The 12,927-nt window shown below is 35.6% G+C and carries 9 protein-coding genes; 6 read left to right on the forward strand and 3 right to left on the reverse strand.

Annotated elements, in window-relative coordinates:
- Window positions 1-80: 80 nt before the first annotated feature.
- Window positions 81-1,469: a dihydrolipoyl dehydrogenase gene (gene lpdA / locus L2B55_RS10820; RefSeq protein ID WP_237845452.1), complete on the reverse strand. Its 1,389-nt coding sequence runs from the start codon at window positions 1,467-1,469 to the stop codon at window positions 81-83.
- A gap of 297 nt (window positions 1,470-1,766) precedes the next feature.
- Between lpdA and L2B55_RS10825 the strand changes: the two genes are divergently transcribed.
- From L2B55_RS10825 to L2B55_RS10840, 4 genes are all read left to right on the forward strand, one after another.
- On the forward strand, window positions 1,767-5,072 hold the full coding sequence (locus tag L2B55_RS10825) for a TonB-dependent receptor (protein WP_237845453.1): 3,306 nt from the start codon (window positions 1,767-1,769) through the stop codon (window positions 5,070-5,072).
- 150 nt (window positions 5,073-5,222) lie between these two features.
- Window positions 5,223-5,669 (forward strand): DoxX family protein, encoded by a 447-nt coding sequence (locus L2B55_RS10830; protein ID WP_237845454.1) that lies wholly within the window; start codon window positions 5,223-5,225, stop codon window positions 5,667-5,669.
- 167 nt (window positions 5,670-5,836) lie between these two features.
- Entirely contained in the window at window positions 5,837-7,975 is a 2,139-nt protein-coding gene (locus tag L2B55_RS10835) for a S46 family peptidase (RefSeq protein WP_237845456.1), read from the forward strand.
- Window positions 7,976-8,135: 160 nt separating this feature from the next.
- Window positions 8,136-8,786: an outer membrane beta-barrel protein gene (locus tag L2B55_RS10840; RefSeq protein WP_237845458.1), complete on the forward strand. Its 651-nt coding sequence runs from the start codon at window positions 8,136-8,138 to the stop codon at window positions 8,784-8,786.
- A gap of 116 nt (window positions 8,787-8,902) precedes the next feature.
- Here L2B55_RS10840 and L2B55_RS10845 read toward each other — a convergent pair whose 3' ends face one another.
- Both L2B55_RS10845 and L2B55_RS10850 read right to left on the reverse strand, forming a co-directional pair.
- Complete coding sequence (locus L2B55_RS10845) at window positions 8,903-9,295, reverse strand: VOC family protein (RefSeq protein ID WP_237845459.1); 393 nt, start codon at window positions 9,293-9,295, stop codon at window positions 8,903-8,905.
- Between the two features lie 215 nt (window positions 9,296-9,510).
- The gene (locus tag L2B55_RS10850; protein ID WP_237845460.1) at window positions 9,511-10,002 is read right to left on the reverse strand and encodes a YajQ family cyclic di-GMP-binding protein; all 492 of its coding nucleotides are present in this window, start codon (window positions 10,000-10,002) and stop codon (window positions 9,511-9,513) included.
- 98 nt (window positions 10,003-10,100) lie between these two features.
- Here L2B55_RS10850 and L2B55_RS10855 point away from each other — a divergent pair, with 98 nt between their 5' ends.
- Window positions 10,101-10,607, forward strand: coding sequence for a hypothetical protein (locus tag L2B55_RS10855; protein ID WP_237845461.1), 507 nt, complete (start codon window positions 10,101-10,103; stop codon window positions 10,605-10,607).
- Between the two features lie 208 nt (window positions 10,608-10,815).
- Window positions 10,816-12,921 carry a polyphosphate kinase 1 gene (ppk1, locus tag L2B55_RS10860; protein WP_338092181.1) on the forward strand — a complete coding sequence of 702 codons (2,106 nt, stop codon included), beginning with the start codon at window positions 10,816-10,818 and terminating at the stop codon, window positions 12,919-12,921.
- Window positions 12,922-12,927: the final 6 nt, after the last annotated feature.

The following is a 12,927-nucleotide window of genomic DNA, read 5'->3' on the forward strand; positions in this document are numbered from 1 at the left end:
AATAGAAAAAGGAGATGGATAATTCATCAAATTACCATCTCCTTTTGTAAAAAAATTGAATTATTAGTTAAAATAATTGATTATAAGTGAATTACTTCACCATAAGCATCAGCTGTTGCCTCCATTACTGCTTCGCTCATAGTAGGGTGAGGGTGAACCGCTTTCAAAATTTCATTGCCTGTTGTCTCTAACTTACGTGCAACAACTGCTTCAGCAATCATTTCAGTTACGTTTGCGCCAATCATATGGCAGCCTAAAAACTCACCATATTTAGCATCAAAAATAACTTTAACAAAACCATCTTTAGCTCCTGCAGCGCTAGCTTTACCTGAAGCTGAGAATGGGAATTTACCTACTTTAATTTCATATCCGGCTTCTTTAGCTGCTTTTTCAGTTAATCCAACTGAAGCAATTTCAGGTGTACAATAAGTACAGCCAGGAATATTATTGTAGTTTAACGACTCTGGATGATGACCTGCAATTTTCTCTACACAAATGATTCCTTCTGCTGATGCAACGTGAGCTAAGGCTTGTCCTGGAACGATATCACCTATAGCATACACACCCGGAACATTAGTACGATAAAACTCATCCACAAGAACACGGCCTTTATCGGTTTTCACACCAACTTCTTCCAAGCCAATGTTTTCAATATTAGGAGTAATACCTACTGCAGAAAGTACAACTTCGGCTTCAATGGTTTGCATGCCTGCAGCTGTTTTAATATATACCTTACATAACTCACCGCTTGTATCAACCGACTCAACCGATGCATTAGTCATAATGTTAATTCCAGTCTTTTTAAAGCTTCTTTCTAAGTTTTTAGAAATATCTACATCTTCAACAGGAACAATATTTGGCATAAACTCAACAATAGTAACCTTTGTTCCAATTGAGTTATAGAAGTATGCAAATTCAACCCCAATAGCACCCGAACCTACAACCACTAATGATTTGGGTTGTTTTTCAAGCGTCATTGCTTGACGGTAACCGATAATCTTTTTGCCGTCCTGTGGAAGATTAGGCAATTCGCGTGAACGAGCTCCTGTAGCTAAGATGGTATGTTTTGCAGTGTACTCTGCAATCCTTCCATCCGCAGACTTAACTTCTACCTTACCACCTTTTTTAATTTTACCAAAGCCGGTAAGAACATCGATTTTGTTCTTTTTCATCAAGAACTGAATACCTTTGCTCATACCATCAGCAACACCACGGCTACGCTTAATAATTGCAGCAAAGTCAGCTTCATGACCATTAACTTTAACACCATAATCTGCTGCGTGTTCAATATATTCAAAAACCTGGGCACTCTTCAATAAGGCTTTAGTAGGAATACATCCCCAGTTCAAACAAATACCGCCAAGGTTTTCAGCTTCAACAATAGCTGTTTTTAAACCCAATTGCGAAGCTCTAATAGCAGTTACATAACCGCCCGGTCCGCTACCGATTACAATTACATCGTAATTCATAGTTCGTTCAGAAAATTATATGAAAGTGTCGTTTAAAAAGCTAAATCCTTAACTAATAGAAGAAGGAGCTACAGTAAACAATTAACCAAAGTAAAGCTACAGCAGTTTTTAGCTGTGCAAATGTAACAAATGATTCAATATTTTACTTAAATAATCCTCAGAGAGATACCTAATGCATCCAGCAAAGAGAAACAGGTGTTAACTTAATGGAAACTTAACACATATGCCTAATTGATGTTATTCATGCATTATAATTTTGCGATCGAGAAAGAATTGTTACTCACTTAATTAATCTTTATGAATACTCGTCTACGTAAAATTTCATGCTTTTTCAATGGATTTATTATGGTTTTAGTAATGCTTAGTGCATTTCAAACAACCATATCGGCTCAGGTTACTACTGCTTCAATAAATGGCATTGTTACCGATAAAGCAGGGCCTATGTCTGGAGTTACCGTAACAGCGGTACATACTCCAACAGGATCAAAGTACCAAACTAGTACCAGAGGCGATGGTCGTTACAATCTACCTAACGTTCGAGTTGGAGGTCCGTATGTAATTACAACAATATTGGTGGGTTACAAAGAAGAAAAACAAGAAAACATCATTTTATCATTAGGTCAAAGCTTTAAAGCTGAATTTAAAATTTCTGAATCGAATGTTGAATTGGCGGAAGTAGTTGTTAATGGATCACAAGACAAGGTGATTAATTCGTCGCGTACTGGAGCTAAACAAACTATTTCGAAAGACCAGTTACAGAATATGCCTACCTTAGGCCGTAGTTTTAGTGATTTCACCAAACTTTCACCTTTAGCTGGTGGATCTTCGGTTTCAGCAGGTAGCGGTACCAGTTTTGCCGGCAGAAGCAATTTGTACAATAACTTTACTGTTGATGGTGCTATTTTCAACAACGCGTTCGGTTTGCAGGGGACAATTGGTAGCCAAACTAGTTCTCAGCCAATTAACCTTGACGCATTTGAAGAAATTACGGTAAGTGTTGCTCCTTATGATGTTAAGCAAAGTGGTTTTACAGGTGCTGCAATCAATGCTGTAACAAAAAGCGGTACAAATGAATTCTCGGGCTCATTAAATACTTATTTTCGCAATGAGTCATTAACTGGTGATAAAACTTATAACGGTTTTAATGTACCTCTTTCCGACTTTTCATTAAAAGGTTATGGGTTTACTGTAGGAGGCCCTATTCTAAAGAATAAACTATTTTTCTTTGCAAGTGGTGAGTTAGAACGCAAAAATGAGCCTTCAACTATATGGATTGCAGGTGGCCCCAGTGCTACCGGTTCTGTTTCCAAAGCGCAGGCTGCTGATCTAGATGCTTTAAGTAGTTTCTTAAAAACTAAATATGGGTATGACGCCGGGGCATATGGTAATTTTCCACTTGACCAGAAAAGTGATAAACTTTCATTCAAATTCGATTGGAATGCAACTAGTAATACAACTGTAAGTTTAAAGTATTTCTACTTCCGTTCATATAAAGACATTGCCCCTAGTCCTTCGGGTGCAATTGGTGGTTCTCGTGTCGCCAGCGTGGAAGGCCTTCCTTTCCGTTCAGCGTATTATGGTATTAATAATAATATGGATAATATCAATGCGGAGGTTCGTACTGCAATTAGCAACAAATATTCGAACGAATTAACTGTTGGTTATAACCGCATGCGCGATTTCCGTACGAGTTTAGGAAATAAAGAATTTCCATTGGTAGATATCGGTAATGGTTCAGGTCAAACCTTTACTTCATTTGGTTATGAGCCATTTACGGCTTATAACAAACTAAATACTAATATTTTCCAGTTTACGGATAACTTCAATATGTATTTAGGTAAACATGTTGTTACTACCGGCTTTAACTTTGAAGCTTATAAAACTTTAAATGGTTTTGCTCCAAACTATTATGGTAGCTACCAGTTTAATACATTGGCCGATTTCTACAATAGTGCTAATAACGGAGTTTCAAACGCTTCAAAATATCAAATACAATACTCTGTTTTACCTAATGGATCTTTCCCGTTTGCAGTTTTAAAAACTCAAATGTATGGTTTGTATGCACAGGATGAATTCTCTGCTACCGAGAATTTAAAGGTAACATTGGGCTTACGTGCAGATCTTCCAATTATAAATGTTGTTGATGGGCAATCAAATGCTAATGTGACTTCATTAACTTTTGCTGATGGACAAAAAATAGATGTAAGTCAATTTCCTAAAGCCCGAGTTTTATGGTCACCTCGCTTCGGTTTTAACTGGGATGCCTTCGGAAACGGAGAAACCCAGGTACGTGGCGGTACTGGAATCTTTACTGGTCGTCCACCAATTGTGTGGTTGTCAAATCAAGCAAGTAACAATGGGGCCCAGTTTGGTTCTCAAAGCACTAACAATCCTAATAATCGTCCGTTTACAGATAATGTTAATGCTTATCGCAACCCAAATAGTCAAACAGCTGCGAATAATTCGGCTTATAACTTAGCGGTAACGGCAAATAATTTCCGTTTCCCACAATTATGGAGAAGTAACCTTGCTATTGATCAAAAACTTCCTTATGGAGTTATTGCTACTTTAGAAGGTACTTATGCAAGTGACATTGCTGCTGTTTACATGCAAAATATCAACTTAAATTCTGCCAACGGAACAGCATTGGTAGCTCCAGAGGGTGGAGATAAGCGTATCCGTTATACTTCATCAAGAATTTATGGTGGTGTTGGTGGAGCTACTCCTTCTAATCCTAACATTTCTGATGCTATCTTAATGGATAACACTTCTAAAGGTTTTAGTTGGACTATCACCGGTCAATTACAGAAAAGTTTTACAAATGGCTTCTCTGCAATGATGGCTTATACTCGTTCTGATTCGAGATCTGTGAATGATGGAGGTTCAATTGCTCAATCTATGTGGAGAGACCGTCAGGTTTCAGGTGATCCTAATGCTGATGTGTTGTCTTATTCTAACTATATGGTTAAAAACAGGTTTATTGCATCGATGGTTTACCGCAAAGAGTACATCAAACATTTTGCTACTACTATTTCAATGTTCTTTAGCATAATGGACGGTGATCGCACTTCGTATGTTTATAATGGAGATTTAAACAACGATGGTTTAACTACGAATGATTTGATTTTTATTCCACGTGATAAAAACGATATCATTTTGGCTCCTAACGACGCAAGTGATAGTCGTACACCTGATCAAATTTGGTCACAACTAGATAACTACATTAAACAAGATAAGTACCTTGTTAATCACCGGGGAGAGTACGCCAAACGTAATGCAGTAATAACTCCAATAGTAAGCTATTTAGATATACGTATTGCTCAAGACCTAATTGCCAATATTGGGGGTAAACGCAACAGCTTACAATTTACTTTTGATATGTTCAATTTAGGTAACTTAATTAATCCTGAATGGGGCGTTTCTCAATTTGTAAGCAGAGCCAACTTTTTAACAGTTAAATCAGTAACTAACGGTGCTGCTACATTTGCATTTCCTTATTTAGATGCAAAATCAGGTTCGCCTTTAACTTCTACGTTCCAACCATCAACTTCTGAAGCTTCTAGATGGAGAATTCAGTTTGGTTTGAAATATAAGTTCAATTAGCAAAAGTTTAATTTTAGATTGTAGGAGCGTTCCATTGACAACGGAGCGCTTTTTTATTTTCCAATTTTAAAAAGAAATGAAGGCGGAAAAACAACTATTTGAAATTAAGAATATTAGTATTAAATTATGTATATAAAACGGAGGTAAACCATGAATTTAGTTCAAAAAGCTGAGCATTGGGGAGACACCCATCACACACGATGGCTCGATGCCATCAGGTTCTTATTAGGTGTTTTCATTTTTATCAAGGGAATCACGTTTGTTAGTGATATGAAACCCCTACAAGATTTAATGAGTCTAAGATTTAGTTACATACCTGTATTTATAGTTCACTACGTTGCTTTTGCCCATTTGGTATTTGGACCTTTTATAGCAATTGGATTACTCACCCGTTTTTCTTGTGCAGTGCAAATTCCAATTTTGCTTGGTGCGGTATTTTTTATCAACATGGCTCCAGGTTTTGATATAATAAATTCAGAATTATGGCTTTCTATCATAGTTTTATCTCTCTTGATATTTTTCTTTATTTCAGGATCCGGTCCGTTATCTGTTGATGAATACATGAAAAAGCATATTAAACTACCTGATGGTTATTAAAAGATTTTAAAAGGAAATTTCAAAAGCTGAATCCGGCCCCTGGTTTCAGCTTTTTTTTAATAGGATTTCTTTTTGCTCAAAATTTATTATTTGTAACATTTTAAATAAAAAAAAGATGCAATAGCGTAAAAACCGCTATTTTTCGCCTTTAGAAATTAATCTTTTGTATGAAATTCAAAAAAATTCTGTTTATAGCTTTAGCTGTACTTGGATTTACCAATGCAGTTAAGGCTGATGAAGGCATGTGGTTGCCTATGCTGATCAACAAAAACTACGATCAGATGAAACGCCAAGGTTTCAAACTTACACCTCAGGATATCTATGATATCAATAAAGGAAGTTTAAAAGATGCTATTGTTTGGTTTGGTGGATTCTGTACCGGTGAAATTGTATCTGAAAAAGGTTTAGTCTTAACTAACCATCACTGCGGCTACGATGTTATTGCATCAAAAAGTACTCCTCAAGATAACATCTTAGATAATGGTTTTTGGGCTAAAAATCTTTCCGAAGAAAAACCGGCCGAAGGACTGTTTGTATCTATTTTAGTTAGAATGGAAGATGTAACAGCTGAGGTAAATGCAGCTACTAAAGGCCTTAGCGGTGCAGAAAGAGCAGCCAAATATGCAGAAGTTAGTAAAGAAATAGTCTCAAAAGCAACTGCAGGAACCGGCTATGAAGCGTTTGTACGCGATATGTTTAAAGGCAACCAGTATTTTGTTTTTGTTACCGAGAAATTCACCGACATTCGTTTGGTAGGAACCCCTCCTCAATCAGTTGGAAAATTTGGTGGTGATACGGATAACTGGATGTGGCCTCGTCATACAGGTGATTTTTCAATGTTTCGTATTTATGCAGGTAAAGACAATAAACCTGCTACTTACTCAAAAGATAATACTCCATACAAGCCTAAACGCTCTTTAGCCGTTTCTTTAAAAGGAGTTAAAGATGGCGACTTTAGTATGGTTTTTGGATACCCTGGTCGTACAAATCGCTACGAAAACTCTTATGGTATTAAACTGGCAATTGAAAAAGTAAATCCTGCCATTGTAAAACTTCGTGATATCCGTTTAAAGTCTTGGAAAGAACAAATGGATAAAAGTGATAGCGTGCGCTTATTACTTTCGTCTGAGTATGCAAATATTGCCAATTACTGGAAATACTTCATTGGTCAGACCGAGCAGTTAAAACACTTAAAGGTTTACGATTTTAAAAAATCTGAAGAAGCTAAATTTCAATCTTGGGCAACTAACAAACCAGAATATGCCTCAATTTTAGCTGATTATGGAAAAGCATACGAAGCCTATACGCCTTACGCGTTGTATCCAGTTTACCTGTCACAAGGAATTTTCGGCGCATCAGCTATTTCATTTGCCCGATCATTTATGGCAGTTGAAGCAGGATTAAAAGCCGGTAAACCAGATGTTGCTACTTCAATGAAGGAGCAAGCGGATGAATATTACAAATCATTCAACTTGCCTTCAGATAAGAAAATCTTAGCAGGAACCTTATTGGCATTCTATAATGACATCCCTAAGTCTCAGCATCCTGCAATTATTAGTGAAATTTTAGCTAAATATGGATCAGCAGATCCAGAGGAGGCTTTCAAAAAATACAGCAATGATCTTTATGCAACCACCATGTTTGCATCAAAAGAAAAAACAGAGGCATTTTTGGCAACTCCGGAATTAGGAAAACTACAAAATGACCCTGCATATCAATACGTTATGGCATTTATTTCTAACTATCGTGAGAAATTCATGAAGAATGTTGATGCATTTAACGCAACTAACACATCTCTTGGTCAGCAATATGTTAAGGGAATAATGGCAATGAACTCAGGTAAGCTGATGTACCCTGATGCGAACTCAACAATGCGCTTAACTTATGGTAATATTAAAGCTTATGCTCCTAAAGACGCTGTTAAATATGACTTTGTTACGACTATTGATGGGGTAATTGAAAAGTACATTCCTAAAGATGGAGAGTTTGATTTACCTGCCAATTACCTGGAACTGTATAAGAAAAAGGACTATGGTCAGTATGCCAATGAAAAAGGACAGTTAATTGTTGGTTTTATCAGTAATAATGACATCACCGGCGGAAACTCAGGAAGTCCTGTATTAAATGGTAATGGAGAGTTGATTGGATTGGCCTTTGACGGTAACTGGGAAGCTATGTCAGGCGATATTGTATTCGACCAAAAATATAAACGTACTATTTGCGCTGACATTCGTTATGTATTATGGTGCATAGATAAACTAGGAAATGCTCCACACATTGTTAAAGAAATGAAACTGATAAAGTAATTTCTTACAACTTACTTATAAACAGAAAAGAGGCCTCAAATTTGAGGTCTCTTTTTTTGTTTATAACATATTGAAAATAATTCAATTAATCATTAAATTAATAAGGTCAACATTGAAACCTAACGAACTGAATTATTCTTTAAATTAAACCCACTCAGGTATGAAAACACTTAGATTTACTCTCCTGTTTGTTTTAGCCCCAATGCTAATACTAGCACAGAATTATCGTTATGAACAAAATGTTCCGATTAAAATAGGATTTGTAGGGGGATACAATCTTTCACGTATTACTAACAGTCAACCTTCCTATACAATTGATAATTATTCAGGATATTCGTTCGGAGGCTCTGCTCTTTGGCAAAAATGGGGAAAGACTGGCATGCAAGCAGATTTATTTTTCTCAAGACAAGGATACCACTATAATGAATTTGGTACTGCTGATGGCTATTTGATCAGTAGTTATGCCTATTTAACTCCATCTATGAATTATAAACCTATATCTTGGGCTAGTTTTTTCGCCGGTATTCAAATGGGTTTCTTAATTAAAGCCAATTGCGGTTGTGGCAACACTGAAAACCAATCGACAATTACTCATCACTTTAACAGATTTGACTATGGTTTGAACGGAGGGATAGAGTTTTCGGCCAAATCAATAGCTGATGGTTTTGTTTTAGGACTCAAATACTATTATGGCTTAAAAAATATTGTTAACGAATCAGCCGCTCAATCTGAAGAAGACCTACCTATAACATTGCCTAATTTTTCAACACAAAATTCAGTAATGAATTTTTACTTTGGGTACAGGTTTTAATATGGAAGAAAGTATTAAGTGTTAATTGCAAGAATAGTGCTTTCAGAGTTTTATGAAAAAAAGCATAGGTAATATTCCTATGCTTTTTATTTAGGTTTAAAGTCCTGCTGCATTATTTATTTACCCGCATGTAAAGCTACGCGGTTGCCTTCTGTATCCATAATGAAGGCCAAATAACCTATTTCGTCACTAATTAACGTCTTAGGAACAATAATTTTGCCTCCATTAACCTCAACTTTATCAATTACTTTTTGAATCTCAGGATTCGCATTTAGATATACCACCGCTCCATCAGCAGAAGGCTTGAACATTTCCCCTTTAACTAATGCTCCTGAAACTTTTCCATTCATCCCATCAGAAGGGAAAAAAGTCATAGTTAAGCCCATCATATCAGTAGTTTCCATCTCAATATCTAAAATGGTCTGATAAAATTTTTTTGCCCTTTCAACATCTACCACCGGAATTTCAAACCAATTGAGCGCATTGGTGTTTTTGCCTAATTTTTCCATTGTAAATAATATTTAAAGTTGATTGATTAAGCGTATCTGGAGAAGTTCAAGGTGGCGGATTAGCACCTTGGATTTGGAATTAATTTACAACAATTGCAAGAGAAACGACAAGAAAAAATGCAAAAAAGAATGGTGAATTTCTAACTACTAATTTTTAGAAATTCACCATTAAACGCAAGTATTATAAATTTAATACTGAGCCGGGTACAAAAACTTTATGCCCTCATATTGATGTATTGCAACGGTTGTTCAAAGTTTTCACCACGCATCAGCGAAATAACTGCTTGCAAGTCGTCGATTTTCTTACCTTGAACCCGTACCTGCTCATCCATAATTGAAGCCTGTACCTTTAAACCACTGTCTTTTATCTTTTTCACAATTTTCTTTGCTAGCTCCTTGTCAATACCTTCTTTGACTTTAATGTCTTTCCTAATCATATTTCCTGAAGCATACTCTTCCTCACCAAAGTCAAGGCAATTGGCGTCCAGATGCTGTTTAACCATTCGACCAATAATCACATCTTGAATTGCCTTCATTCTCATGTCGTTTTCTGTGAGCACTTTAACAATATTCGTTTTCTTATCCAGCTCAATTTCAGTCTTTGAATCATGAAAATCGTAGCGATTAGCAATCTCTTTTTTAGCATTGTTGATGGCATTATCAAGTGTCTGTCCATCAACCTTACTTACAATGTCAAATGAAGGCATATGCTTAAACTTTTATTAAAAATATTTAATATGATTTTTTGAAAACTAAGTAATTGTAAATAACTTTAAGTAGAACATTAGCACCCTATTTTAAAACTATGACTCCTTCAAAAAAAGACGCTAAAAAAACTTCTCAAAAGATATTGGAAACAAATATAGCGTTAAAAATCAAAGAAGCCTTGAAAGACATTGAGCATGGTGAATCTAAAAAAGTGCTTAAAACCATTCAAGAAGCAAGTAAGAAATTAGCTAAAAGAGTATTAAAAGCTAATTCTGAGATAGAAAAAAGCGAGTTAACAACGCCTACAACTAAGAAACCGGTTAAAACAAGCGTTCCAGTTAAACTTTCAAAGACCAAGGCCACAAAGGTTGTTGAACGTATAAAAAGAGTAACCCCAAAGACTGATTCTTCGGAACCAAAAACAGGTATCGAAAAACCTAAAATAACAAGTGTGGCGCTTCCTCCGGCAAAAAAAATAAAAGCACCTGTCAAAAAAAGTATTTCTAAAAATGTAAGTGCTCCTAAAAAACAAAGAGTTATTAAAGCAAACTCAAAAGCTAAAAAACTGGGAACAGATGCTGATGAGGAACTAGGACACTCTTAATAGTATGAAAATAAACAAGTTATTCACCTTAATAATTATTTAACAATAATTTAATCAATAAAAATAGTTCCGTTTATATGAATGGAACTATTTTTATTTTTTAAAGAACAAGTGTAAATTATTAAGTGAAATATATTTTCAACGAACTATCGATTCATGCTATCGATTTTCAACAGAAAATGACAATTATTAATTCTAAATAGATTTGGTGAAAACTGAAGTTATGATCAGAAAAAAAATGCCTTTGGTAAACAGGGAAGTAAGCTGGCTGGCCTTTAATGACCGTGTACTGCAGGAAGCCTGTGATCCAACTGTGCCGTTAATTGATCGAATTCGTTTTCTAGCCATTTTCTCCTCCAACCTTGATGAATTTTTTAGAGTTAGGGTTGCAACCGTTACACGACTCTCCAAACTAAAAAATGCGGCCCGTTTCAATATGGGGTTCCAACCAATAAAAATTTTGGCCGAAATTCAGGAAATTGTAAAAAAGCAACAAGTTAGGTTTGATCATATTTACAACAACGTAATTATCCCTGAACTGGCCGAGGAGAAAATATTTATCATCAACGATGCCCAACTTAACGTTTCAAGAGGACAGTTTGTGCGCAATTATTTCAAGGAAAAGCTGCTTTCAACTCTAGTACCGATTATGCTTGACGGGTTAACTGAGTTCCCTGAATTGAAGGATGAATCAATTTACCTTATTGTTCAGCTCTCAAAATTAAAAGGAAGCAGTAAACCTAAACGGGCTTTAATTGAAATCCCTACTGATGTTCATTCCCGGTTCCTGATATTACCCGAAACCAATAACCTTAAATACATTATTCTGTTGGATGATGTAATTCGTTATTGCCTTGAAGACCTGTTTTCAATCTTTAAATACGATACTTTTCAAGCCCATAGCATAAAGCTAACGCGTGATGCTGAAATGGATCTTGACAATGATCTGAACCTTAGTTTAGTTGACAACATTTCTAAAAATCTGAAACTTAGAAAAAAAGGAAACCCTGTTCGTTTTACATATGATTCCGATATGTCTGATGAATTGTTAACCTATCTGATCAGGCGAATCGGACTGAAACCAACAAACTTAATTCCAGGAGGTCATTATCATAATTTCAAAGACTTTATGTCTTTTCCAAATGTCGGACGTAAGGAACTTGAATATTCTAAGATGTCGGCTTTGCCAATTCCAGATATTGCCATTGGCGAAAGTATACTGAATGTAATATCTAAACGCAACCTATTAATCAACCTGCCGTACCAAAGTTTTGATTATGTGATCCATTTTTTGCGCGAATCGGCTATAGACCCTAAAGTTGTTTCAATTAAAATTACACTGTACCGTCTAGCACAAAACTCCAGAATTATAAATGCACTAATAAACGCAGCAAAAAATGGCAAAAATGTATTGGTGTTACTCGAGTTAAAGGCTCGTTTTGATGAAGAAAACAATATATATTGGACTCAAAAATTAGAAGAAGAGGGCATAAAAGTTTTGTATGGAATTTCTCAATTAAAAGTGCATTCAAAAATATGTCTAGTAACTCGTAAAGAAAACAATAAGCTCGTCCATTATGGCAATTTAGCTACCGGTAACTTTAATGAGAAAACGGCTAATATCTATGCTGATCACAGCTACTTCACTGCCGATCCATTGATTACCAAAGACATGGACAATCTTTTTGCTGATTTAGAGAAAGGCCTATTGCTTTCAACCTATAAAATTCTTTTGGTTGCTCCATTGGAAATGCGAAAAAAAATCACTCGTTTAATTGATCGTGAAATATCGAACGCAAAAAAAGGCGTCGACAGCTACATAATTCTAAAAATGAATAGCTTAAATGATGAAAGAATGATTTACAAACTTTATGAAGCAAGCAGGGTAGGAGTTAAAATAAAATTGATCATCAGAGGCATCTGTTGTTTAGTACCAGGAATAAAGGGTGTAAGTGAAAATATTGAAGTAATAAGTATAGTAGATAAGTACCTTGAACACGCTAGGGTATTTATCTTTGCAAATAATGGTAAGGAACAAATTTACCTTTCATCAGCCGACTTGATGAACCGCAATCTGGATAATCGGGTTGAAGTGGCATTTCCGATTATTGATAAGGAAAGTAAATCTATTGTGAAGGAAATTATCAATATACAGCTAAGAGACAATACAAAAGCTCGAATTATTGATAAAGAACAAGAAAACAATTATAAGGAAAAACACAACGACGAAAGTATAAATGTACGATCCCAGATTGAAACATATAACTTTTTAAAAAGTCGTTTAAAAAAAACTCAACTGAATGTCAACTTTTAAACCTTT

The organism is Solitalea lacus, from assembly GCF_022014595.1.
Taxonomy (GTDB): Bacteria; Bacteroidota; Bacteroidia; order Sphingobacteriales; family Sphingobacteriaceae; genus Solitalea; species Solitalea lacus.

What these genes read in the sequence shown, in the direction of transcription:
- L2B55_RS10840 (WP_237845458.1), top strand. Translation starts at nt 8,136, where the DNA reads ATGAAAACACTTAGATTTACTCTCCTGTTTGTTTTAGCCCCAATGCTA.
- L2B55_RS10855 (WP_237845461.1), top strand. Translation starts at nt 10,101, where the DNA reads ATGACTCCTTCAAAAAAAGACGCTAAAAAAACTTCTCAAAAGATATTG.
- L2B55_RS10835 (WP_237845456.1), top strand. Translation starts at nt 5,837, where the DNA reads ATGAAATTCAAAAAAATTCTGTTTATAGCTTTAGCTGTACTTGGATTT.
- L2B55_RS10825 (WP_237845453.1), top strand. Translation starts at nt 1,767, where the DNA reads ATGAATACTCGTCTACGTAAAATTTCATGCTTTTTCAATGGATTTATT.
- L2B55_RS10830 (WP_237845454.1), top strand. Translation starts at nt 5,223, where the DNA reads ATGAATTTAGTTCAAAAAGCTGAGCATTGGGGAGACACCCATCACACA.
- lpdA (WP_237845452.1), bottom strand. Translation starts at nt 1,469, where the DNA reads ATGAATTACGATGTAATTGTAATCGGTAGCGGACCGGGCGGTTATGTA.
- L2B55_RS10845 (WP_237845459.1), bottom strand. Translation starts at nt 9,295, where the DNA reads ATGGAAAAATTAGGCAAAAACACCAATGCGCTCAATTGGTTTGAAATT.
- L2B55_RS10850 (WP_237845460.1), bottom strand. Translation starts at nt 10,002, where the DNA reads ATGCCTTCATTTGACATTGTAAGTAAGGTTGATGGACAGACACTTGAT.